Below are 24,349 nucleotides of genomic sequence, written 5' to 3'. Positions count from 1 at the left end.
TTCCATTTTGCTCTGATTATAAAATGTGAAATGAAACTCTCTTTTTTTCCCAATATTACCACCTTCAAATGCATTGATTCAATCTTGGTTCAAACCCGGGAGCAGGATTTGTATTTAATAGAGGATAATGTTCAGAATATATATCATTATCGAGTAGGCTTATCTATCCATTTTACACCGAATAATGAGTAGAGCATAATAAACATAGAACCTATTAGTAATATTGAATAGATCTTTACCGAAATTACATATGAAAGTTCTTCGTTAAGCAGAATGGCTAAAAAACAAATTATAGCCGCACTGGCAACAATCGAGAAAATGATTCGGTTTCTTCTGTTCCATTTTGCTCTTATTATAAAATGTGAAATGAAACTCTCTATTTTTCCCAATATTACCACCTTCAAATACATTGATTCATTATTGGTTCAAACCCGGGAGCAGGATTTGAATTTAAGACAGGATAAGGAACATTTACTGTAATGAACCACAGGTTTATGGTGACATAACCCACTCCGAAATAGATTCCTTGATAACCTCCCATAGCGTCAATAAGTTGCAGAACTGAGGCTGTAAATGCTGCGATCGCAATTACAGCCGAAAAAGCTGTCACTAAGGTATCTGCTGAAACGGCGAGAAAATCGGCGATTACCGGAGCAGCCTTACTAACTAAAAACCCAAAACCACTTCCACCTATTCCAGGAAGAGCTATATAAGTTATCAATCTTTCAGTGTTTTCCTGATTGAATGATAGTATGAATGCATTATTGGGGCCTATTTCATCTGTCCAACACAGTATTTTTCCAAAATTTATGTTTTCTTTGTGTATTCTTCCTCCTACTCCTCCTGTATCTGATATTTTTGCCCTCGTTATATTAAAATTGCTTGTTAATTTTAGAACTTCGATTTTTTTGTTTGTAATGGAGACAAATGAAGATGAAAAAATTTTTCCTTTGTAATAAACAGATTCCTTTATTCCCAGATCACTTTTTGGATTTGTTTTTGATATATAATATGTCAAGTGTATACTGACATATGGATCAATATTTTCAGTAATCTGTTTTGCATCAACCATTTTGTTTTCCCTAATGATTGATCTTTCAATCATTAAATTTGAATTGTTTATATTTGATAAATGTTTTACTCCTGGTAAAGTAACTTCAGAATCACCTGCAACATGACTATTATGAACAGTGGCAGGTTGAATCCCTGTACCTAACAAAATCACAACAATCATTATAGCTGTTATTTCCAATAAAGATAGTTTTAAATTCATATTAAGGAAGTAATGTTTTTAGATATATATATATATATATATATTCATTATTTATATATTACATTGTAACTAAACAATCTGAAAACGTAATACTAAAGCCAGAAAGATAACTACTTTAAAAGTCTGTTCTGAATATAAGTATTTCAGTTGCATTTTTTATTTTGAATATGGTGAAAATTCTTATTGTAAAATAGCAGGAGAGTATAACTAAGGATTAAATTAGATATAACTTACCTGAATCAATTCAATTAACACATATTAGTTTAATCTCATGAAACAATTGAATATATTCCCAGATCACATGTTTGATTAATTCATTCTAAATACTGTAATATTCTGCAAAGTTTCCATTTCAAGCATTTCAAGTGGGAACGTGTAAATACTATTGACATGTATTAACACACCTGTCCATGATGGATGGTGCACCTGAACCTGTTAAGAAAACTTAGTTTATTATGAAAGTAGAGCATTGAGAGAATATGGAACTCAAATCGATAGGAATGAACTATTATCTGTATGTTGCAGGGGAGTATGGAATATAGCAAAACAAATGAAAAAAAGAACGTTATCATGGTATCTATAATTTACAAACAAATAATTTGGATAGAAATCTACGTTGCTTATGGATGAGCATTTTGAAATCTTTATTGAGAAAGGTCTCAAGATTTTCAACTAATTTTAGAATGGAAGGGGAATATTTGATTAAAATTTTAAGCGAATACTATGATCTCTGATTAACTACAAATACCATAAATAAAGATAGAATTTAACCGTAATATGTTTATGTAGTATAAATATCAAAATTCACGGTCTAAACAACCATTAACCTTGATGATGACATATATGCATAAATAGTTAAGGAATCAGCAGAAAAGTGAGGTAGCACAAAGAATATTTCTAAAATCATAAATCAGCATCTGGGGAGCCGGATGAAATCTACAAAAAGGGGGAAGAGCAGAATCACTTTCAAGGTTATTGAGAATTTTTCATCACTTGACGCAAACAGTGAAATAAGGGCTGAATGGGAGGAGAACAACAAATGAGAGTGTATATAGACACAAATGTTCTGGTGTATGATACCATAGAGAATCCGCCACACCATACCAGTGCAAATGAGCTTATGGATAGTTCCAATGATCCCATAATAAATTTGCTCTCAATTGTTGAACTTGGTTTTGTGCTTCCAAGATATGGAATAGATAATAATAATGTCAGAAATAAAATTGATGAATTATTGCATAGTGAATATTTCACCAAATCCTGGCTTTCTGGAAAGACAATAGAGAAGGTAACCAATTTAATGGTTGAAAACAAGCTCAGCTTCTGAGATTTTAATGACTGGATAATAGAATAAGATGCATATTCGTGAAAGACATCTTTGGTCACATTTGACAAAATATTATATAATGAATACAAGAACCTTGGCATTCAAGTTATTGAGATATAGTTTGATGAAAATTTGGATTTAATTAATGTTTCAAGCCAATACTATGATTAATTGATTTTAGTAAGCTCGGCCATTAATATGTATCACATCCTAAATTGTTTTCTAAATTTTCCGCATTAAATATTCTTCTACAGAATTGAGTGGTCCGTGTTTTCCAGTTAATCTCGTAATGAATTTTTTAGCCACATCTTCTATTGCCTAATATCTTCTTATTACAATAGATATAATGCTTTCAATTGTGCCTTTTTCTATAATTGGTACCCCAAAAGACTTAAATAGTATTTCCCTAGCTTTGGTTAGGTCCTCGTCACTCTCCACTATATTGAATGCCAGTAACTCATCCATTACTCACGCACATCCTTGACTATGAGCCTGTTCTAATCCGCTGACAATTTTGGCTTTTTATTGATCTAATTTTTCACTATTAAGGATACTAACCTTGATCGTTCTATACTCAATCAATTTAATACGATTCTTTGAATCTGGCGATTCTTCAGTAGGTTTTAACATGCTTACTAACCTAACGCATACTCCTTTTTTAGTTATATTCTTTGCTATCATTGCTACATGCTTAATATACGAATTCTGATATTCACCGAACATAAAAATACTGAAGAATGTGGAGTTTTCTAGATTCAAGAGCTGTATCATAATGACACATCTCACACGAACAATCCAAGGTAGTGTATCATCTTTCTCGGTTTTTTTCTAAATCTGTGATTTGTATAACTGTACTACTCTTTCAAAGGACTTTCTTTTTCCTCGACAATCAACGAAATGATTTTCTATATGGTTCATCTTAAACAAAAGAGATCATCCTGGCTAAATTTCAACAAATCATGAATTAACAAGTCTTTTCATAGTTTCATATATTTTATTTCCTGGAATATGATTATGTGGTGAATATCAGATACAATGGCAACATCATTATTGATCAGACATTCTATGATCTTTGCCTCGTTTACGGACAATCCCATTTTTATCAGATGATCTAGTAAGTCTGCTATTGTTACACCAAAAGTGAACAATTTACAATAAGATATCTAAAACATAACTGTGAAATGCCATTGGATGATAAAAATGAAGAATCACGGAGATAAACCTATAAAATTAATCGAACATGGAAAAACAAACTATAATGTGAGGATTCGAAAGGTAAACTTTTTCTTTCTTTCCATTCTGATTGAACAGTTCTGGCTGGGAATTACAATTAATCCCGAGATGAACATATCGATGAAACACATTGGAGCAATTTAGTCTATACTGTAGTTTGGAGTTCACTTTGATTTTGTTATGGTACACATCATTAATGGATTTATCATTCTTTTAGTATTTCTAGTATTCCTTGTCATTAGTTTTAAAACTCAGTTATTGTCAATAAGAATATGTGCGATTGTAATCCTTGCTGGAGTAATTGGTGAAATAGAAAACGGAATCTTGTTCTAAATGTCTGGATAATTCTTCGTTTGGTCCATAGGAATGGCAATCCGGGCTATCACTTTCATGATAGTTTCTGCAATCAGTCTATAAGGAATTGGCATAAGAATAGAAATCAAGACATCTATTGGCATTGTTTTCTGCCTTTAAATGCATTGGTGGTGGCGTTGTCAAAACATTTAACAGATCCTTAAAATCAGAATGCGTAAGGCAATTTTAACTTCATCCGTATAAAAGTATAAATAATGTTTAAACATAAACATATGTTATGTCAAAAACCATAACCATTAAGAAATCAGTTTATGATGAACTATTAGGGTGTAAAAAAGAAAACGAAAGCTTCAGTGAACTTCTTCACAGACTTGTTAAATCACAGAACAAAAAAGAAATGCTTTTGTCTCTACGTGGAAGCATGGAATTTGAAAACAAGAATGAGTTTATGGCGGGAATAAAAGATAAAAGGTGGGAGAGGAGAAATTGATTCTTCTGGACACCGATGTTATTATAGAGATAATGAACAAGAAATCAAGCATAGGCAAGGTATTCATGGACAAAATTATGGAAAGTGGAGAAGAATATTGCACGAGTTCAGTCAACATGCATGAGTTACTTTATGGCATACAAAAATACTCAAAGGACTCTCGCCTAATCGTGCAGATGACAACACTGGAATACACTAAAAAAGATAGTGAACTGTCTGCCCTGTTAGAACTAAGTGCGGAAAGAAAAGGAAAGTCAGTTCCAAGAATGGACGCTATTATTGCGTCAATAGCAATTAATAACGGCTGCTCGCTTTATACCATGGATGAGCATTTTGAAATCTTTATTGAGGACGGTCTCAAGATTTTCAAATAAAGTTAAAATGGACAAGTTAGGATTTGATTAAAGTTTTAAGCGAATACCGTAATTTAAGACATAAGAACCTAATTTTCTTATGAGCAGTTCTAATAACCCTCTCATTAAACACCTAACTTTTATTCATGAAACACCCATGTTAAAGTATTGGTGGCCTTCTTGTTCATGCGTTGAAAGAGAAATACAATTCAATGAAGATAAACGATCCATTGGTATCCATTAAGAATGCCATTGACTGGGATGCATTTACACCCTATTGAATTCTCTGTATCACAATGATACAGATAATTGTGGAAGGCCAAACATACCTGTGAAAACCAAGATCAAGGTACTGTTCTCACATAGCATGTTCAACATGGTTGATGAGCAGTCTGAAACACTCATAAAATATAGAATTTCATTCATAAACTTTCTTGATTTTCCTGATCAGTTCCAGGATGCTAAGACCATATGGTTATTCAGGGAAAAATTATCCAGAACAGGAAGATATCGAATCATATGGAATGAGTTACAGAGAAAGCTTGAATTGAAAGGCATCAGGGTGAAAAAAGGTTCAGTTCAGGATGCAACATTCATAACGTCAGGTCCTAGACATTTGAAGCATGATGAACAATGAGCAGAAGGAAATACAAGAAGTTCAAAGGATTGATCATTCACCAAGAAAAACAAAAAAATTCTTCTATACAGGATAAACACAATTGTTGATGACAACATTCCTTTTCCAGTTATAAGATCCTATGCTGTCACAACAGCAAAGGATCATTACACAACAATCGATCTTTCAAAAAGAGGAATCACAGTGTACAGAGACAAAGGATACTTCGAACATGATCCAAAGGGAATAGATGGCACAATGGATCGATCCGTAAAGAATCATAAATTATCAATTGAATCCATAAGGAGGAATCTGGTGATATCAAGAAAGAGATCACTTGTGTAATATCCATATGCAATCATGAAAAGAGTATTTCATTTTTCACTTGTCATGGTTACAAAATTGAGAAGAGAGGGTGAAGTTCATGTTTGCATGTTTTGCTTACAATGTACTTGCATTGAAGATCATCAATGGATAGCATTAGCTATCAGATATTCAAGAAATTTTAGGGGAAAAAATGATAAAAAGAGATAATTAAGAAATTAAACAGTCAAAAAGAGCTTGATTTTCAGGTGTAATCTGGAAGTTATTCAGAAAATTTACAGAACGAGGTAGAAAATAAAAACCTTTTATATATTTCTGCATTTTATGAATAGGGAATTTTTCGGAAAAAAAGGACAATGTCAACGCTGGCTTCACCGATGAAGAAAAATTAGCTAGGGAAGAGAGAGCAAAGGAGATATATTCAATCAGAAAGAAATTATATAAACAGAATCCCGAGGAGTCTTAAAAAGAAGTAGTGTTTAAGATTTCAGAAATGGATGAACCTGGTCGGTCAATTGCAACATACTTGCATGCTTTAATTAAGGGGGCAGATCCAAGACTCACTCCACGAACATTTTACAATATGCCATTTTATGAGAAAAATGGTTCAGTTCTTTTGTTTTTCAGGAAAAACTTAAGTTTAAAACGAGATATGCCCTAGTTGGTTTAAGTCATAAAGCGAACCTGGGCAACAGAACCATATGGCTTACAGGTTTCGCAGTAGCAGAATGGAACCCGGATGCGGGGAAGAGGTTAAAGGAATTAATTTCAAAAGCAATTTCTTAGTCAAAATATATCTCTCAGCCCGTGAATTAGAAACTTACCTTTTAATGTTTTAGGTTAACACTACTTTTCATGCCTTAGGTAGTTTTTAGATCTACGGCTATATTGAGGATATTACGAGATTTACGTGTGAATTGTACAAATGGTTTTATATAGGTCCGATATGTGAAGTTAGGTAATATTGCTCATTATAGTAGATGCGAATCTATTATACTTGCTTAAGTAGCGAAAGTTTCTTTGTGAATTCGTCAAAGACCAAATTCCTTTTTTCAGGGGTCAATCGGAATACAGTTTTAATTATGGCACTATTTGTAATAGTAAAGATATAATTCAACTTAATTACACTATCCTGGGCAGCTCCTTCACTTTTCAATATGCTTATACCACTCATTTTTGTGTTAGTTGTTATGCCTGCTATTACAATGTTCCCAAATTCCTCGAATAATATGAGGGCTGGTCGAATTTTAAAGTCATCTGAATCAGGGAATTTCACTCTTGTCAATATGACGTCTCCAGGTTCAGGCATTTTCCCACCCAGAGTAGTCGCCCTCTCCCCATAACTCTTTCATCCTCTCTTCCTGAGCCTTTTGCACAAATGTTTTAAGTTCACTAACCTCTCCTGCATTTTCTATAAGATTAAGAATTATCTCGCTATAGGTTTCCCGCCGATATCTTTTAAACTTTTTAAGTGCCTCTACAACCGACCTATCAAGTTGAATTGTTGTTACGCTAGATTTTGACACTATGTGTTATCTATATTTTGTATATAATGTTTTATACCATCTACTATAGTTCTAATATAGTACATTAATACTCGCCATTATATTATCTGTGATACAAATCGACCACAAGTAACTTGATTTCCTTAAATCACGCGTTATAAATTCTATTTTGAACCACTATTACGTTCAAGTTGAAAATAATGCATTGGATTTTATGCATTACATATAAAGAAATTCAGTTATAGCCAGGTTGGACCGATCGGGATTTGCTTAATTTATTAAGCGAATACTATGTCCATGATTTTTCGTTTTTCATAGCCTTTCATTTGTTGGATCTTTATAGGACAATTTTTCAATTGGTTTGTGCTTCTATAAGTATTCCTCAAAGAAAAATTCAGGGTAAAAATCTCTCTTCTTATCAGTTTTCCTGAAAGCATAAGGAGGCAAAAAATGCCAAGATTACCGCTATGGCCTGAAAGATTTCTGCCATCCAGCCATATCTACCCCTTTAAAGGTTCAAGTATCTCCGCAATTGTCCTGAAAAGCGTAATCTTCACAGCTACGTTGTGGCCATGCACCACCTATAGAGAAAATTCAGAGGCTTTGAACATAATTTCATTTATAACGAATTTCCCGTTATAACCTGATTCTATGTCTTTTAATTCAAATGTGTGCATATTATTTCACCAATTTATACTGATTGTAAGAATTTGTGTCAAACGCTCACAATCATTTTTGATCCTTATTCTCAATACTGTTTTTCTTCCTAAAAGATTCTCTCAGGTATGTATCAGGGTACCTATCAGAATTATTGTCAAATCCACGTAAAACACTTTTCTAAGAGAAGACATGAGGGCTGGAGCAAATATCCTTGGAAACCACTTTGTCGCAGAGATCGCTGAAAGAGCAGATGGAGAAATTTGCGACGAAATATGAAGCAGCGTTACAATTTCGTCTATTGGATTAATGCCAAGCAATGCACTGAAATGGGATACGTGGACGGAAGTGATGAAAGCGATTTTGCAACAGAGGTATTAATGCCAGCACTGGTGAGGCCTGAAAACGGAGTGTGTGGGAGCATGGCAGTCAATTCTATTATTAGTAGAGTAAAGAATATTACCATACTTGCGGTTGATCCTACGTTTCTCAAAGTTGAAAACATCCCTGATGCTACTCCCCTATCCTCAGGCGAAACAGAAGACATTAATGCTGATGCATTTGGTGCGTTGAACCTACCGTAACCTGCACCGAAAACAAATAGCAAAACCCCCTTTTCTGCATACAAGAAATTCGCACTTATAGTGGTGAGCACGAATATTGCAAATGCTGCCATTACCAGCCCGGTATTTGCTATGCCATTCGAACAGTACTTATCAGATAGCTTGCCGCCGATAGGGCCAAATATTGTCATTCCAACTGTCATTGGTAACATAAATATTCCAGCCCAAAAAGGAACGCTATTATAGGAATAACCATGCAGAGGAAGCCATATCCCATGCAATAGAAAGATGATCATAAACATCATTCCCATCATGCCCATCCCAGTGATCATAGCAGCAAAACTGCCAAGTGCAAATCCACGTATCTTGAACAGGCCTAACCTGAACATGGGCTGTTTCTCTCTTCTTTCAATAAAGGGAAAAGCTATGAGCATAACAGTTCCAATAACTAAAGCAGCTATGACCCATGGACTTCCCAACCCCATTGAACTCGATCTATATGGAACTAGGCCATAGGTGACACCTAAAAGTAGGATGACAAGCCAGATACCGAATGTCAAATTTCCAGGGATATCAAGCCTCTTTATTCTTATAGGAGAGGTCTCCTTCAATTTTAAGTATAACCATATTGTGCCAAGAACTCACACAGGCACACTTATAAGAAATACGTACCTCCAAGTTATCACAGAAAGAACGCCTCCGAGTAAGATACCAAGACTCATCCCCTCCGTAGCTGCGATTAGATTTATGCCCAGTGCAAATCCTCTTTCTTTCTTGGTAAAGTTATCCGTTATTATTGCGTTGGAATTTGCCATCAGGAATGCCCCACCTAAGGTCTTAACCATTCTAAATAAAATCAGATCCAATGCTCCGAGATCTCATTTGTTGGGTGTGAAGAAGAGGAGTATTGATCCGAAGGTGAATATTGCAAATCATAAATTGAAAAGTTTTACTCTGCTAAACATGTCCGAGAGTCTTCCAATTGTAACAAGAATCACTGCGGTAATTATCATGTCAGCAATCAGAATCATAGTAGATAGGCGAACGCCCCCTGCGATAGTGGATTGAGATCTATCCCTTTGAATATAGATGGAAGCGCAATGAGAAGAATACTGGAGTTTATTGCTGCCATAAGTACACCCATAGTCGTGTTTGAAAGTGCAACCCATTTCTCTTGAATCATTTTTATCATCTTTGCATATTATCACTAGCCATAAGTTAATTGTAGAGTATACTCTATATTATATAAGAAAGACTATTAAAGCAGGTGCTTTAATGAAATCATGCAAAGGTAGTCATCGAAATTGAAAAAAGTAGCGAGATTCCGAATAAGGAACCAAGTGGCGCCATAGAGATTGCTTTAATGATGCGAAATGTTGAATTTTTCAGGGTAATTTACTTTCTCAGGAAAAGGGCTGATGAGTTTTCGATTATTATACAGGTGAAATTTTTGGGGAAGGGTCATGGTGTCGAGGATCTTCCGTTCTTGAATTTCCCATAGATCAACGTTCAGATTCTCGATTTCAATTCTTTAAATGAAATCTATACAATATTTGTAAAAGGTAATCCACCCATCAATTTCATCGAATCAGACAAGACCAATGCTAAACTCTAAATTTTTCCTTTATCAATTGACGTCAACAACGGCAAATACCTCCTTACATTCCTAAACAATTTAGAAGATATATTGAAATTCATTGAGGCCAGAAAAAGTGAAGGGTTTGATTTAAGAGTCTTATCTGTGACAAAGGCAAGACTGCCAATAAGTTCGCCATTGGATAGTCTTACATGTAGGCAACTCGTGGTTCTTAAGGAATCGTACTATTCCGGCTATTACGATATTCCACGAAAGATAAATTCTGACCAGGTAGCAAAAAAACTATGAATTGCAAACTCAACATTTGTTACTGATATAAGAAGAGCAGGGAACGCATAATGGACGAGCTATTTAACAGCCATTAATAATGAAATAACAAAGTTCCCAATGTTTTCTTTATTTTAATGCTAAGGAGAATATTAACATACACGGAGGTCTTGAATTAATCTATGAGAGTGAAATACAAAGAATAAAAATAATGGACCGGTTGAGATTTAATTAAAGGATTAAGTGAAAACTGTTGAGCACACTGGAATTAAAGCACGGTTGTTTATTTAAGGGGACAATGTTCATCCTATATAAAACGAATTTAAGCCGGAGGAGAGTGCCAACTTATGAAGTTTTTCATCTCCAGTGTAAAACTCGTTACATCCAGCTTCAATAGCACTTGTAATCTGTAAGGCATCAGCAACATAGATATGGTGTTTTATCACAACATCCCAGCTACTTTCCAGTACGCTTTCCGATAAGGTAATTATCCTGATTCTGCTTATCTTCTTGAGCCTCGCAGTCTCATTCGAGAATCTGCCCATAACTTCATCCAACTGTTCCCTTGTAATTCTTTTCTGTCTGTGTGCCCTGTCAAATACTCCAATAACCTCCCCAATATTCCAAACATTAAAAGAAAGCAGAACGTTTCCTAGATAAGCTTCACTGTATTGTGCTCGAATAAATTCCGAGCCAGTTTCATACACATACCTCTTTACTATTGCGCTACTGTCAAGATATGCGACTTTCTCTGTCATCCCGCATGCTCCTTACTAGGTCAGATACCTTGCCCTTTGGTTTAATCGGCTCAAAGTCCAGTTCAGATTTACCACATCTGGAATATTTCATCAAGGATTTGTCTAAATTTAAATACAGCTCGTTTTCGATAGCATCCTCTAGGATGGAGCTTATATCCATACCTCGCTGTAATGCGAAATTCTTAAGCTCCATCCAAATCTGTTTGTCTATGGATATACTCGTTTTAACTTTCATTTAAATTTAAATGGTATATTGGTATAATACTATTTACCTTCATACCAGAACTATGGGTAATGAAAGCCCTTCCAAAAACAAGTAGAATTGATAGAATAACACTAAGAAGAAGGCTCTCCAACAAAAGCCATAGGGGTAAAATAAATCTATTATAAAAAAAACTTTTGTCCCAAGCGCCTAAATGGCACATCTCTTAGCCATTTCACAAACCAAATAGGAGCGTATCTTCATTCTTGCGCCCTTCGAGTTTGCTTTCAAAGACATTATGAATTAAAGGTTTCATCATCACAAGCCATATTGAATCAAGTGGCAAAATTGTATGGGTACCAATTGTGGATATCAATTGAAATAAGCTTTGAACTGAATTTATTGATAATTTTCCTAATTATTTTAGCAATATGAACCACTTGCCTATTTCTCATCTTTGAACAAAGGGAAATTGGAATCCAAAGACCATGATCTAGTTTGTAAATCCGAGCCATTGGTTCGTATAATGTGGACTGGAGAATCCTTATTGTCATCGACAGCCACGATGTGATATCAGAAATCTTAAACAAGGGCAACTATTTCTCAATTTGCACTGAAGCTTCAAAGATTGACCAGTACATTTTTGCCGGAACTGGGAACTTCCCTGAGTAGCAAAATGCATTAAATGGACCTGTCTGGATTTGATTAAAGTTTTAAGCGAATACCAAAAATCCATGATAAAAAGCCTAATCTTAGGAGGCAAATTCTATCTTTAGCCAATAGTTAAACAAGGATATCCTTTCGTGATTTATAAGTTCCCAATAGCCTTTGTCAATAAAAAAGGTCAAATAAGCACCTTTTTGTATATTATCGATCATAACTTGCAATGATGTGTGATCAACAAGAATAAGTTTCAAACTAGCAAAACCAACGATAAGTGTATTGTTAGCAAGCAAAAGAACCTGTCAATTCCCTTTGAGTCCCCTTTAATTTAAATCTCCAAAAATCTCCAATTGCCATATTATATGAGATAGAATCTCAGCAAATAGGGGACTAACACTAACATAACAAATAGTTACTTAAATAGCTAATCAGATATACTTATTTGACCTGTTTGTCCATTATAATGCATATGCCAATTACTCATAGTCTCCCTTCCAATAAGACAATGAAAAGATTGGTTAGCTAAATCAACTTCTGTTGCTCTCAGCATGTCATAACTCTTAAGGTTAGAGCCTGGAAAACTTAGAGATACAAAATAAACTGGAGAAATTTTCGCTCCATTTGCTGTTAGATTGTTCGTCACTCCCTTCTTCTTTAGACCAAGGGCAGAGGCAATTTTCTTATCAATAGCAAGACCTGATGCCCCAGTATCAACTAGAGCATTGCAAAGAAATGGTTGAGGAGTTTGCAACCCCTGAGTCTGGAGTGTGGAAACAGTAAGCATGTCTGGAGATATCGCAACATTCAAAATTATACCTTGTTGTGCCAAAAATAATGCCCCAACTGAAGGATTCCATTGCAAATTGATTTTTTTAGGGTCACTAGGATCTGCGGCTGTTTTGAAACCCATTGGGGATATTGTAAGTAGCCCCATTTACGCCACCGAAGCCAGAAAATTCAATGGCTGTTGTTCTGTCATTTGTATTATTAATACATCTTCTACGCCAAATAGCTCGAGGGCTTTTCTATGCGCATCCTGAAAATTAGAAAATGAACCATGTACTTTTTTATCCTTAATTAGAACAAACATATTTTTGTATTCTCGCATAAATTTCTGTTCATTTTTTTTATAAAATTCAAGGTCTTCTTCAAATGTCATAATCTTATATTTCGGTCTTGTGTATATACTTTTTCAGATCTGACATTGTTATTTCTCAGTCGACTTTTCTATTATTCAAGGCTCCTGACCGAACGCAAGAAATGTTATTGAAAAATTTAATTGCATGCGAATGAGAAAGGCGCTTTTTAATGAGTTTGATAGGACCTCACATTCACTTAACGACTTCTCTCCTTTAGGCATCTCTACTGTCTTTATGACCCACAATGCAGCAATGAAGGATATAGAGATCAAAAATGTCAGAAAAGGGAAAAACAGCTATCACTCACAAACTCTCATAAATATAGGATGAGTGCAGACGGTTATCTTATCCTCTTCTCTCTGCATAGCTATCCAATGCTGTCTAAAAAATTAACTCAGTCTGAGGATACTGTATTACCTGTTTACAAATAATCGTAGGAAATTAAAATTCACTTGATGGAATAAAACTATGAATTTCTTGTATTCCTGTGTGTATATATGCGCATAATGACACAAAAAAGAGAGAGTGGGTTTGTTCATTGATAGTGAAATCCTGGACAATGCCAGAGCATATGGCCTTAATCTTTCAACCTTCAAGACCTCCTACCTGAAAGTCTGGCGAAAAAACCCATCCTTTATTTTCTTTGCAGACTCAGAAAAATTCCGAGTGGACCGGTCGGGATTTGATTAATGTTTTAAGTGAATACTGCGAACGCACTAACCTTATATAATTAGGATAAATCTTAATATTAATAGTTAATAACTGGAGGAGGAAATCAAAATGACGACCACAAGGTATATGACAGTTGGTGAGGGAAGAATTGCATTTGAGGACACAGGAGGAAGTGGAATGCCTATACTGCTAGTTCCAGGCATGGGTGATCTGAAGGGTGTTTACAGGTTTATAACTGGTGATTTGAATAAAAGAGGATTCAGAGTTATCACTATGGACTTGAGGGGAATGGGTGATTCAAGTGCTAGATGGAAGGATTATTCCGAATCATCAATTGCTCTTGATATTGTTACACTCATCAATAAACTTGACTTGAAATCAGTTGTTCTTGTAGGTAACTCGATATCAGCGGGGGCCTCCATTATAGCTTCCGCCAAGCACCCTGAACTAATTACAAAGCTAGTCCTCATCTCACCTTTTGCACGCAATGTTCCTATATCACATTTCAAGCTTTTTCTTTTCAGGGTAGCCATCGTAAGACCTTGGGGCCCCTGGGTTTGGGCCAATTACCAGTCTTCCGTTCTCTATCCTTCTGTCAAACCTCCAGACATGGAAACCTATCGTTACTCTATACGGAAAATGCTTTCCCAAAAAGGCAGGATGAAAGCTTTCCAAAAGATGGCCGCAACTAACCATGACAAAGCGCAAGAGAACATTGAAAAATTGAAGGTGCCTACTATGGTAGTGATGGGTTCCAAGGATCCAGATTTTCCAAATCCCAAAAATGAAATGGAGTGGCTAGCTGAACAAATCGGTGCAAAAACGTTAATGATTGAGGGTGCAGGACATTACCCTCAAGCCGAATATCCGGAAGAATTTATAAAATGTTTAATAAATTTCATAGGTGAAGGCAGTGTCTCATAGGGCTGGGTTGACTACAGAAATTGTCGTAGATACAGCAATGAAGATTGCAGATGAAGAGGGTTTAGAAAAGCTAACTCTATACAGGATAGCCGAGGAGCTAGGAGTAAAGCCACCGTCTCTGTATGAGCATGTAAAAGGAACGGATGATTTGATCAAACTCTTGAGATTAAAAGGTCTCAAGCTCATGGCTCAGAAATTGCAGCACGCTGTTATAGGAGTTTCAGGAGATGATGCCATTAAAGCGTTTGCCGATTCATTCAGGCTTTTTGTAAAGAAACATCCTGCAGTGTATAGTGTAACAGTGAAAAGTGATGTTGCAGACAGTAAAGATGTCATATCTGTTGCAGAAGAAATAATTGATACGATTTATGCTGTACTGAAAATTTATGGTATAAAGGAAGACAAACTCGTTCACGCCACAAGATACTTACGCAGCGTGCTACATGGGTTCGTTTCACTGGAAATGTCTGGTGGATTTGGAATAAAAATCAGTCCAGATAAAAGTTTTGAGATGGTTAAAGAAATCATAATATCAAATATGAATTATTGGGTTTGAAAATCTTTTTGTGAAACCATTAGGAAACTATGGCTCATTACTTGACTATTAACAAAAGAAATGGACTTAGATTCCTTGAACAGAAAAGTGGACCGGTCGGGATTTGAACCCGAGGCCTCCTGCTTGCGAAGCAGGCGATCTACCGCTGATCTACCGGCCCGTAACCCAAAATGTTTTACCTGTAATATACCTTTTTTATTTGATCAAATAGAGTTCTGATCATGGTGAAAATTATAATCCTTGTTCTAATAATCATGCAATGAAGCCAGTTGAATATGAAAGGCCATGGATCAGGGATAAACTGGGTCTAAAGGTTTTCACCATAGTTGTTGTTATTTTATTTTCAACAATAGGGCTTCTTTCCCTGCAAAATTCATTTTTTGGACCAACCATCAATATCCAGTCTATTTCAGTTGTAACCAAAGTTAATAATGGTGCTGAGAATTCCTACATCTTTGATTATGGGAAATTTACATATTCAGGCAATTCAAGGATTTCCATTTCATTTCCTTTAAAGTTTGATGCATCAACTGGTGTGATAACAAAAATTGCTGTTTCTGATGGATTTTCAGTAGCGTCATACACTTCTGGAATCATAAGTTCTGGTCAATCTGTCAATGTGATTCTAATTTCACCGGATTACAATTTTTTTGGCAACCTTAACATTTCAATCACTCTTTCCTGAATTTATAGTAGAAGGACAGATAAGTAAATTTTCTCTCTTTCTCTTTTCCTCTGTTCAGATCATATTTCCTTGTAAATGAAGGATTTCCAAATATTCTTTCAATCATGGGATTTCCACTCTCAAAATTAATCAGGTATGAACCCTCAATGCCATCAAGCACATCTTTCAGTTTTTTGTAATCTTCCTCATTGAAATTCTTCACATACCATTTCTTTCCTGGATATGGTGGATCAACGTAGAAAAAGGCATCTCTTTCATCATTCCTGAAAACTTCTGTCCAATCAACTGAACTCAACTCCCATGAAGAAACTCTTGAAATTATGGCAGGCATCCTGTTCAGTGAGTATTGAAATCTCTGCAATCCTCCTTTTTCCTTCTCTGTTCTATAACTCTTACCGAGCCCGCCAAATCCAACATTATACTCATATATGCTTATTATTGCTCTCTCCACAGGATCTCTTGTTTTTGAATTTTTCTGATCAACTATTGTCTTCCATCTCTTAATTTTTTCAAGCAGCTTTTCAGGCTCATTCTTTATAACAAAGAATATGTTAAAAAGTTCACTGTTAATTTCATTGTATGTTATGCGTTTAGCATTCACATTGAGAGAAACGTTTCCTGAACCACCAAAAACATCAATGAATGTTTCTGCATTTGATTTCAGGAAAACTTCATTTATATCCCTTAAGCTTTGCCATTTTGCACCGGGATATCTAATTATCCTGTAATATTTCACAAACAACATATATTGAGAAAATTTAAGTTTTCCCAAATTAATGTAGTAATAAAAAAAGCATCTCTTTTTAAATAACTTCCTTTAATTCAATTTCATGGATAAAGAAAACACTCTTCTCTTAATGATAACCTTGAACCAGGAGGATAGAAAAAAAATTATGGATATTGGTCAAAAATATGGAGTTAATATTGAATTCTACAGAGATGGCATGGATTTATCAGAATACAAATTTTTTCTATTCGGTTTCGGAAAGCTCCGTGAGATTTCAAAATATACAAACATGATGAAAAATCCAATAATGATACAATCTCTTTCTGCAGGAGTTGACATGGTTGATCTGCGGAGTATCCCTAAGGGGACAGTTTTCTGCAGCAATGCTGGTGCATATTCAGTTCCAGTGGCAGAGCATGCCTTCTCTATGTATTTGGCCTTATCAAAAAATCTTCTGACAAATCATATGAAAATGAGGGAAGGGATATTTGATCAGAATACAGAAAGTGACCAGATAAAGGGAAAAACAGCGGGAATAATTGGCTACGGTGGTATTGGAAAAGAGATCGGAAGATTATGCAAAGGGGCCGGAATGAATCTTTTTGTAATTTCAAGGAAGGAGGAGGATAATGTTGATTTCTTCGGAACCTTAGATAAGATCGATTATGTGTTGAGGAACAGTGATGTAATCTTCATTTCAATACCACTGAATAAGTACACGAGGAATCTTATAGATAAGAACAAACTGAATATGATGAAGGAAGAAGCAATTATAATAAATGTTGCAAGAGGGGACATAATAAAAGAGGAGGATCTATATGAACACCTGAAGAGCCATAAAAAGTTCAGGGCAGGTATTGACACATGGTGGCATGAACATCCGGGCAGATTCTCAGAAAAATTTGATTTCCTCTCTCTTCCAAACGTGCTGGGTTCTCCCCACAATTCGGGAATAGTTAAAACAATGGAACAGTACGAGAAAGCAATAGAGAACGTTTCCAGTTGCATGAGGGGAGAAAGACCTAAAAACATTGTTAAAATGGAAGACTATTTTGATATATTATAAAGAAAACGATAAAAAAATATAGTAAAAGAGTATGTGAAAACAGGAAATGCAAAACACAAAATACACACCAATTGATGAAATAAAGAAAGAGCTAACGGATATCACAATAAGAGGTAGGATACTGTCAAAGTCAAAAAGGGAGACAACAACACAAAAGGGTCCCCTTGTATACTTCTACGGTTTGATTGGGGATGAAACAGGTGTTCTTCCATATACTGCCTGGTATATGCCGGACACTGCTGTTGAAAAATCATCTTACATTATCAAAGGGGCATATTCAAAAATTTTCAAGGATAAAGCAAGACTTTATTTTGACAGAAGAACAGTTTTCACACTAATCCCTGATCAGATAGAGGTAAAGAGGGAATACAGGAAGTATAAAATCAGGGATATATCAATGAAGGATCGGTTTGTCTCTGTTGAGGGGGTCGTGGAATCACAGGATGAAAGGGAATACACTTCAAAAGAAGGGGAACAGAAAAAGCTCTACAGATACGTTATGAGGGATAATACAGGGTGGATAAGCATAACCTCATTCAATAAAAAACTGGAGGTGGGCAAGGCTTATGAAATAGAGGGTGCAAGGGTTGATGAATTCAACGGTTATTATTCATTATCACTTTTCGGTTCCTCAAAGATATCTGAGATATCATACAACCTTAATGATAAACCGGGCATTTCATTCATATCTGAGATAGAGAACCCAGTGGGAGGATTGAGGATCACAGGATTTCCTGTATCTTCAGGAGACAGAAGTGGACTAGTTACCAGATGCCCGGAGTGTAGAAAGCTCGTTGACGATCTCAGGTGTCCAGATCATCCGGACAAAGAGCTTGAGCTTGATATCTATCTTTCCTTCACAATTGATGACGGATCAGGCTATATAATGGTAAATGCAGGGTTTGATGCTCTCAAGGAAATACTGGAAAAAGATGATTCATATCTAAAAAACAAGGAAAAACCACCTTTAAAAAGAGAAGTTTCGAAAATGTTGGAGGAAAAAGTACTGTCAAGAGCTCTCGAAATTCATGGAAACGCAAGAAATACAACAAGAGGACTCGCATTCAGGGCACTTAAAATTCTGCCTATTGATGAATCAAATGTTAAGGAGATAGAGAGCATACAGGAGGAAGAATTCTTATGATGGAGAGAAAAAGGGAACCATCCTACTGGGTATTTTCAAGAGAAATTTCAGAGAACTCTCAGACAATAGAAGAGAGCGATGAGGACGGAAAAAGGGAATATACAATAACACCAACAGGGGTCATTGGAAGAAGATTCGTTTTTTGCGGTACAGTGACTGAGAAGAGGGTTGAGGATAACAGTACAAGGCTTGTTATATCTGATAGAACGGGGGCATTTTACGTGAATGTATTTCATAAGGAATTCAATGAACATATATGGAAAAACATGGAGAAAATAAATGAAAACAGTAACGTTTTTGTGGTTGCAAAGATAAATTTTTTCAGAAGTGCTGAGGGAAGATTGTTTTCAAACATGAATCCGGAAATAATCAAAGAAACTGATCTGAATTCGCTGAATTACTGGAATGCCAGAACAGGCCATTTTTTAAGGAGGAGACTGATGGCCATAAATGAGATCAAAAAAAGTCCTGAGATCGACATAAAGACACTGAGTGGAATGGGATTCACAGAAGAGGAGGCAAAGGGTGCTGTGGAAGCAGTTGCAAGATATGTAGATTACAATTATGGAACATTTGAGGAACTTCTTTCAGTGGTAAAGAAGCCTGAACTTCCTGAGGACACTTCCCTCCTGAAAGAGGAGGTTCTTGAAGAGATAAGGAAACAGACACCATCAGGTGGAATACACTATGATGATCTTCTTGTGTTTGTGAGAAACAAGGGAAAGGATGCTCTTGAACTTGATGAGATTTTAAACTCACTTGGAATAGAGGGAGAGATATATGAATCATCTAAGAGAAAATTTAAATCCCTCTAACAAAATACTTATTCAATTTAAGTAGAAGATGATTTAGATGCCAGATGATATATTTCAGATTTTCATAGACTTCTTCAATCAAAAATTTGGAAAATCACTTGTGATCAAGGGAAATCCAGGAACCGGAAAGACCACATTTGTTTTGGAACTTGCAAATAAACTAATAGAAACGCAGCCAGTTTATTATCTGTCTTCAAGATTCACAGATGAACCTCTTAAGGAAAGTTTTCCAATTGTGGAAAAAATATCATACCGTTTCAATGAGGATAAATTCAAACTCACTGGTGAATACAAATATGTTGTCACTGAATCCCTTCAAAAACTGGCTAAAAAAATTGAGGAGGAAACTGCAAGTGGAACATCAAATTTTAACACTTCAGGAATAGTATTCAATTTTGCTGATGTCATGCCGGAACTTAATTCCATATATTCATTTGTTGACACCAACATTGACAAGGGGCCTGTCATAATAATTGACTCAATTGAGGCAATATCTAATTCTTACGGCATTTCAGACAACCTGCTTTTCTCAATACTCCAGAATGATATTGTGGAGAAGAGCGGAGGCGGTTTAATAGCAATACTTGAGACAAGTGAGAATAAGGCTATTGAGTACTATTCTGATGGATCAATAAGTACCAGGATACGTTTCGAGAAAAACTATCTTTACAGGTATCTTTCAATTGAAAAGATGAGGGGAGTACCAATAGGCTCATCTCCATTTTTTCCATTCTCGTTAAAGAATGGAAGGTTTAATCTATATCCACAGATACAGATAAATTTCAGAATCGCAAAAATAAACAAGGAAATGGAAAAGGAGTCCGATGGTAAGATAGTTATGGGAGATTCCTCATTAATAGAACTTGGTATCAACAAGATGAATGAAATACCAACCGGCTCCATTTACATGATTCATATTGAGGGAAAAACAGACAGGCTCCAGTATGTTGCAGATATAATTAAAAATAATATGATAGTTTTCAATCTTTTAAAGGGAAACGGGGTTGTGGACTCAACATCATCCTCCTATGATACACGAAGATATCTTGAGATTGTGTTGGGAAAGAAAAATATGAAAAATTATCTTGCTTCGTGGATAACCAAGGAGAAGAAATTAAACACTTTTACAATTGAAGGGAAGAGCTTGGTTGAAGATTTCTCCCTTGAAACAATTGATTACAATTTTGCGGGAGAGGGAAGGATGAAACTCTATATTTTCTCTTCAGACTACATATCCCATCTCTACGGTGAAAACTATTCCAAAGACCTTCTGACCATGATAAACAACATAAGGTCAACAGGTGCAATAGTAATCTTTGCTGATGATAAGATGGCAAAGGAATACTCTCATTATGCAACAGTAACCATACATCTGATTGATTTGGATGGGTTGGTATATGCAAATATAGGTTCAACAAAAAATTACATTATTTATGAAAACATAAACGAACTTGGCCTGTCATCAATAGGTCTTATGGAAGTGTTGTAAAATAATATTATGAGGTATTACATACTGACTTCATGTATCCAGATCAAAGGCCTAGAAGACTCAGATCCTCCTCAGTGCTAAGGGACCTTGTTTCGGAATATTCAATTGATCATAAGAAAATGATCATGCCTGTTTTTGTGAACGGGAACATTGATAAAAAAATGGAAATCAAAAGCATGCCTGGCATTTTCAATTATCCACTGAATGGTGAACTGGAGGATTACGCCAGGTCCCTTAATGAAAAAGGTGTCAGATCAGTAATTTTATTCGGCATACCGGATCACAAAGATTCTGAGGGAAGCGATGCCTTCAGTGAAAAAGGTGTTGTACAGAGAGCCATTCAATATTTCAAAAGTAAGGGAATGTTTGTCATAACCGATCTGTGTATGTGCGAATACACAGATCATGGGCACTGTGGAATTGTGAAAGGTAATGATGTTGATAATGATGAGACACTTTCCTACTATGAAAGAATTGCTGTCAGTCAGGCAAAGAGTGGTTCTGATATGATTGCACCAAGTGGAATGATGGACGGACAGGTTGCAAGCATAAGAAAGGCTCTGGACTCTCATGGTTTTAAAAATATACCAATAATGGCATACTCTGCAAAATATGCATCATCACTGTACGGTCCTTTTAGGGATGCAGCACAGTCAAAACCAGGCTTTGGAGACAGAAAGACATATCAGATGAATCCATCAAACATGAATGAAGCAATGAAGGAGATTGAAATGGATATACAGGAGGGGGCAGACATAGTCATGGTGAAGCCCGCAACATTTTATCTTGACATAATCAGGCTTGCCAGGGAAAGATTCAACGTTCCAATTGCTGCCTATAGTGTCAGCGGGGAATATTCAATGATAATGAATGCAGTGAGATCAGGTTTTCTGGATGAATCAGCAATAACGGAACAAATTCTTTCCATATTCAGGGCCGGGGCCTCCATGGTAATATCCTACTTCACTGAGTATCTGGCAGAGAAACATAGGAACATTTAAAATTATATTAATATGGGTGTATCATAATGAAGCTCTCTTACTTTATAGAAATGAGGGATTGTAATTCAGGTTTCTACGAAATAGCCATGAACATTGAAAACATAGAGGAAGACAGTGTTATTGTAACAATGCCTGCCTGGACTCCTGGATCCTATCTCATAAGGGATTTTGCAAGGAATGTGAGAATGCTACGTGCAAGATCATTGGAGAATGAACCTATCGATATTGTAAGAAAGGACAAGTCAAGCTGGAGAATACTTAACGGACAGGCAAAATCATTCATAATAACATATGAGGTGTATGCGGGTGAATTATCAGTAAGAACATCACATCTTGACGGAAGGCATGGATTTGTTCTGGGTTCAAGTGTGTTTCTGTATCTTGAAGGATACAAAGATCAATCGGTGGAATTGACTGTAAAACCGCCACAGGGCTGGCATATTTCAACAGGTCTTGAAAAAATAGGAGAGAACAGGTTTAGGGCAACAAATTACGATGTGCTTGTGGACTGTCCAATGGAGATAGGAACACACAAATCCTTCATGTTTACAGTGGATGGAAAGGAACATGAGGTGGCCATATTTGGCGAAGGAATTTACGATGAGAACATCATAATAAGGGACATGAAAAAAATTGTGGAGGCCGCAAGAAATATTTTTGGTGGCTTTCCTTACAAAAGATATGTTTTTCTTATTACCATTATTGATCAGGAGGGTGGAGGCGGTCTAGAGCACATGAATTCATGTGCAATTAATATAAATCGTTTTTACCTTACGGAGGAGGAGAATTACAAAAAATTCCTTCTTATAGTGGCACATGAGTTTTTCCACCTTTGGAACGTTAAGAGAATAAGACCTTCAGAGCTTGGTCCTTTCAATTATAAGGAGGAAACTTATACAACACTTCTTTGGTTCTCTGAGGGGGTAACCGACTACTATGCAAAACTAATTTGCCTTAGAGCCGGACTTATTGATGAAAAACAATATTATGAGTTGATTGCAGATGACATTATGCAGTATTCAATAATGCCAGGAACGAAATACGAATCTGCAGCTGACTCATCTTTTGATGCTTGGATAAAACTTTACAAACCATCCCCCAACAATATTAACAGTTACGTTTCATATTATCTAAAGGGTCAGATACTCGGACTTCTCATAAATATAAGGATTGGGGAATTCACAAAAGGCACTAAATGCCTGGATGATGTCATGCGGGGCCTTATGGATAAATTTAACAGGGATGGAAAGGGAATAGGTGAAAAAGAACTCTTACAGATACTTAACGATGTGTCTGGTATGGACTTTTCTCCCTTTTTCCAAAGATTTGTAAGAGGAACTGAAAAGATAGATTTCCAGAAAGAACTAAAGAGAATAGGCCTTGAATTAAAGGAAATATACAGAAAGGATGGAAAAGAGGAAAAAAATGGTACCATGGGACTCTTTCTGAGGGGGGAAAAAGTAGAATCCGTTATAGAAGGTTACCCCGCCCAGAAGGCAGGCATATCTCCAGGTGATGAGATAGTTGCTGTTAACAATTACCGTTTTACATCACATTTCAGGAAGCCTTTTATAAAATCCTATTCACAGTTGGAAGTTGATCGATTCCCTGAATTCAAACCCGGTGATGAAGTCAACGTGAAATATTTCAGAAATTCAATTCTTTATGATACAACTGTAATTCTTGCAGAACAGTTCCCGGAAAAAATTGACATATATCCATCAGCAGAAAGGGATGAATCAAAGGATAAAATCAGGGGAAAGATATTGAGAGGGCAGTGAAGAAAAATCTTAAAATTTTACAAATTTCATTTCACACATATCTCAGATAATCTCTCTAAAAGAATAGGAATCTATTTATCAATAAAATTCAGAACGAAAGAGGAATGGGAAAAAATCAGGATGAAGTTACATCAACAATTGAGACTGAAAGAACGGTCTCAAAAAAATAGTAAAACTCTTCGTATAATATGACCTTACGAAACTACT

Annotated in this window: 27 protein-coding genes and 1 tRNA gene; 17 read left to right on the top strand and 11 right to left on the bottom strand. The window is 35.8% G+C overall.

What is annotated here, in order from left to right; all coding sequences use genetic code 11:
- Positions 1-400: 400 nt before the first annotated feature.
- Positions 401-1,273 carry a hypothetical protein gene (locus tag ACNF4Z_RS04800; RefSeq protein WP_458328106.1) on the bottom strand — a complete coding sequence of 291 codons (873 nt, stop codon included), beginning with the start codon at positions 1,271-1,273 and terminating at the stop codon, positions 401-403.
- 1,039 nt (positions 1,274-2,312) lie between these two features.
- Between ACNF4Z_RS04800 and ACNF4Z_RS04795 the strand changes: the two genes are divergently transcribed.
- Positions 2,313-2,600, top strand: a complete 288-nt coding sequence (locus ACNF4Z_RS04795; RefSeq protein WP_458328105.1) for a PIN domain-containing protein — start codon at positions 2,313-2,315, stop codon at positions 2,598-2,600.
- A 318-nt stretch (positions 2,601-2,918) separates the two neighbouring features.
- Here ACNF4Z_RS04795 and ACNF4Z_RS04790 read toward each other — a convergent pair whose 3' ends face one another.
- On the bottom strand, positions 2,919-3,065 hold the full coding sequence (locus ACNF4Z_RS04790; RefSeq protein WP_458328104.1) for a hypothetical protein: 147 nt from the start codon (positions 3,063-3,065) through the stop codon (positions 2,919-2,921).
- A gap of 735 nt (positions 3,066-3,800) precedes the next feature.
- On the opposite strand from ACNF4Z_RS04790, the gene ACNF4Z_RS04785 reads away from it, so the two are divergent.
- From ACNF4Z_RS04785 to ACNF4Z_RS04760, 6 genes are all read left to right on the top strand, one after another.
- Positions 3,801-3,977 (top strand): hypothetical protein, encoded by a 177-nt coding sequence (locus ACNF4Z_RS04785; RefSeq protein WP_458328103.1) that lies wholly within the window; start codon positions 3,801-3,803, stop codon positions 3,975-3,977.
- 448 nt (positions 3,978-4,425) lie between these two features.
- Entirely contained in the window at positions 4,426-4,638 is a 213-nt protein-coding gene (locus ACNF4Z_RS04780; protein ID WP_458328102.1) for an antitoxin VapB family protein, read from the top strand.
- Positions 4,620-5,012 carry a type II toxin-antitoxin system VapC family toxin gene (locus tag ACNF4Z_RS04775; protein WP_458328101.1) on the top strand — a complete coding sequence of 131 codons (393 nt, stop codon included), beginning with the start codon at positions 4,620-4,622 and terminating at the stop codon, positions 5,010-5,012. Before ACNF4Z_RS04780 ends, ACNF4Z_RS04775 begins: the two co-directional genes overlap by 19 nt.
- A 256-nt stretch (positions 5,013-5,268) precedes the next feature.
- A complete protein-coding gene (locus tag ACNF4Z_RS04770; protein WP_458328100.1) occupies positions 5,269-5,628 on the top strand; it encodes a transposase in 360 nt (119 codons plus the stop codon).
- Between the two features lie 183 nt (positions 5,629-5,811).
- Positions 5,812-5,952: a hypothetical protein gene (locus ACNF4Z_RS04765; protein ID WP_458328099.1), complete on the top strand. Its 141-nt coding sequence runs from the start codon at positions 5,812-5,814 to the stop codon at positions 5,950-5,952.
- 454 nt (positions 5,953-6,406) lie between these two features.
- Positions 6,407-6,592: a hypothetical protein gene (locus ACNF4Z_RS04760; protein ID WP_458328098.1), complete on the top strand. Its 186-nt coding sequence runs from the start codon at positions 6,407-6,409 to the stop codon at positions 6,590-6,592.
- Between the two features lie 330 nt (positions 6,593-6,922).
- On the opposite strand, the gene ACNF4Z_RS04755 is transcribed toward ACNF4Z_RS04760, so the two are convergent.
- The 4 genes from ACNF4Z_RS04755 to ACNF4Z_RS04740 form a co-directional block, all read right to left on the bottom strand.
- Positions 6,923-7,240, bottom strand: a complete 318-nt coding sequence (locus tag ACNF4Z_RS04755; RefSeq protein ID WP_458328097.1) for a type II toxin-antitoxin system PemK/MazF family toxin — start codon at positions 7,238-7,240, stop codon at positions 6,923-6,925.
- Complete coding sequence (locus ACNF4Z_RS04750; RefSeq protein ID WP_458328096.1) at positions 7,233-7,457, bottom strand: hypothetical protein; 225 nt, start codon at positions 7,455-7,457, stop codon at positions 7,233-7,235. Before ACNF4Z_RS04750 ends, ACNF4Z_RS04755 begins: the two co-directional genes overlap by 8 nt.
- 934 nt (positions 7,458-8,391) lie before the next feature.
- On the bottom strand, positions 8,392-9,216 hold the full coding sequence (locus ACNF4Z_RS04745) for an MFS transporter (RefSeq protein WP_458328108.1): 825 nt from the start codon (positions 9,214-9,216) through the stop codon (positions 8,392-8,394).
- Positions 9,217-9,297: 81 nt separating this feature from the next.
- Positions 9,298-9,471, bottom strand: a complete 174-nt coding sequence (locus ACNF4Z_RS04740) for an MFS transporter (protein WP_458328095.1) — start codon at positions 9,469-9,471, stop codon at positions 9,298-9,300.
- A 926-nt stretch (positions 9,472-10,397) separates the two neighbouring features.
- On the opposite strand from ACNF4Z_RS04740, the gene ACNF4Z_RS04735 reads away from it, so the two are divergent.
- Positions 10,398-10,541, top strand: coding sequence for a helix-turn-helix domain-containing protein (locus ACNF4Z_RS04735; protein WP_458328107.1), 144 nt, complete (start codon positions 10,398-10,400; stop codon positions 10,539-10,541).
- Positions 10,542-10,822: 281 nt separating this feature from the next.
- Here the strand turns inward: ACNF4Z_RS04735 and ACNF4Z_RS04730 are convergent, their stop codons facing one another.
- The 3 genes from ACNF4Z_RS04730 to ACNF4Z_RS04720 form a co-directional block, all read right to left on the bottom strand.
- Positions 10,823-11,278, bottom strand: a complete 456-nt coding sequence (locus ACNF4Z_RS04730) for a type II toxin-antitoxin system VapC family toxin (protein WP_458328094.1) — start codon at positions 11,276-11,278, stop codon at positions 10,823-10,825.
- Between the two features lie 1,289 nt (positions 11,279-12,567).
- The gene (locus ACNF4Z_RS04725; protein WP_458328093.1) at positions 12,568-13,077 is read right to left on the bottom strand and encodes an aspartyl protease family protein; all 510 of its coding nucleotides are present in this window, start codon (positions 13,075-13,077) and stop codon (positions 12,568-12,570) included.
- Positions 13,078-13,302 carry a hypothetical protein gene (locus ACNF4Z_RS04720; RefSeq protein WP_458328092.1) on the bottom strand — a complete coding sequence of 75 codons (225 nt, stop codon included), beginning with the start codon at positions 13,300-13,302 and terminating at the stop codon, positions 13,078-13,080.
- Between the two features lie 760 nt (positions 13,303-14,062).
- On the opposite strand from ACNF4Z_RS04720, the gene ACNF4Z_RS04715 reads away from it, so the two are divergent.
- Positions 14,063-14,878: an alpha/beta fold hydrolase gene (locus ACNF4Z_RS04715; RefSeq protein WP_458328091.1), complete on the top strand. Its 816-nt coding sequence runs from the start codon at positions 14,063-14,065 to the stop codon at positions 14,876-14,878.
- Between the two features lie 7 nt (positions 14,879-14,885).
- Positions 14,886-15,434: a WHG domain-containing protein gene (locus tag ACNF4Z_RS04710; RefSeq protein WP_458328090.1), complete on the top strand. Its 549-nt coding sequence runs from the start codon at positions 14,886-14,888 to the stop codon at positions 15,432-15,434.
- A gap of 88 nt (positions 15,435-15,522) precedes the next feature.
- Here the strand turns inward: ACNF4Z_RS04710 and ACNF4Z_RS04705 are convergent.
- A tRNA-Ala gene (locus ACNF4Z_RS04705) sits at positions 15,523-15,594 on the bottom strand.
- 99 nt (positions 15,595-15,693) lie between these two features.
- Between ACNF4Z_RS04705 and ACNF4Z_RS04700 the strand changes: the two genes are divergently transcribed.
- On the top strand, positions 15,694-16,119 hold the full coding sequence (locus ACNF4Z_RS04700; RefSeq protein ID WP_458328089.1) for a hypothetical protein: 426 nt from the start codon (positions 15,694-15,696) through the stop codon (positions 16,117-16,119).
- Here the strand turns inward: ACNF4Z_RS04700 and ACNF4Z_RS04695 are convergent.
- Positions 16,106-16,855, bottom strand: a complete 750-nt coding sequence (locus ACNF4Z_RS04695) for a DNA adenine methylase (RefSeq protein ID WP_458328088.1) — start codon at positions 16,853-16,855, stop codon at positions 16,106-16,108. The genes ACNF4Z_RS04700 and ACNF4Z_RS04695 overlap by 14 nt on opposite strands.
- Positions 16,856-16,949: 94 nt before the next feature.
- On the opposite strand from ACNF4Z_RS04695, the gene ACNF4Z_RS04690 reads away from it, so the two are divergent.
- Genes ACNF4Z_RS04690 through ACNF4Z_RS04665 form a run of 6 tightly spaced genes read left to right on the top strand, consistent with a single transcriptional unit; the run spans position 16,950 to position 24,142 of the window.
- Positions 16,950-17,912 (top strand): NAD(P)-dependent oxidoreductase, encoded by a 963-nt coding sequence (locus tag ACNF4Z_RS04690; RefSeq protein WP_458328087.1) that lies wholly within the window; start codon positions 16,950-16,952, stop codon positions 17,910-17,912.
- Positions 17,913-17,958: 46 nt separating this feature from the next.
- Complete coding sequence (locus tag ACNF4Z_RS04685) at positions 17,959-19,056, top strand: hypothetical protein (protein ID WP_458328086.1); 1,098 nt, start codon at positions 17,959-17,961, stop codon at positions 19,054-19,056.
- Positions 19,053-19,871, top strand: a complete 819-nt coding sequence (locus tag ACNF4Z_RS04680) for a hypothetical protein (RefSeq protein ID WP_458328085.1) — start codon at positions 19,053-19,055, stop codon at positions 19,869-19,871. Before ACNF4Z_RS04685 ends, ACNF4Z_RS04680 begins: the two co-directional genes overlap by 4 nt.
- A gap of 37 nt (positions 19,872-19,908) precedes the next feature.
- Positions 19,909-21,360, top strand: coding sequence for a gas vesicle protein GvpD P-loop domain-containing protein (gene gvpD, locus ACNF4Z_RS04675; RefSeq protein WP_458328084.1), 1,452 nt, complete (start codon positions 19,909-19,911; stop codon positions 21,358-21,360).
- Between the two features lie 32 nt (positions 21,361-21,392).
- Complete coding sequence (gene hemB / locus ACNF4Z_RS04670) at positions 21,393-22,361, top strand: porphobilinogen synthase (protein ID WP_458328083.1); 969 nt, start codon at positions 21,393-21,395, stop codon at positions 22,359-22,361.
- A gap of 26 nt (positions 22,362-22,387) precedes the next feature.
- Complete coding sequence (locus ACNF4Z_RS04665) at positions 22,388-24,142, top strand: M61 family metallopeptidase (protein WP_458328082.1); 1,755 nt, start codon at positions 22,388-22,390, stop codon at positions 24,140-24,142.
- Positions 24,143-24,349: the final 207 nt, after the last annotated feature.

It is taken from the genome of Caldiplasma sukawensis (genome assembly GCF_052315375.1).
GTDB lineage: Archaea > Thermoplasmatota > Thermoplasmata > Thermoplasmatales > Thermoplasmataceae > Cuniculiplasma.
This window is presented reverse-complemented; position numbering and strand designations above follow the sequence as displayed.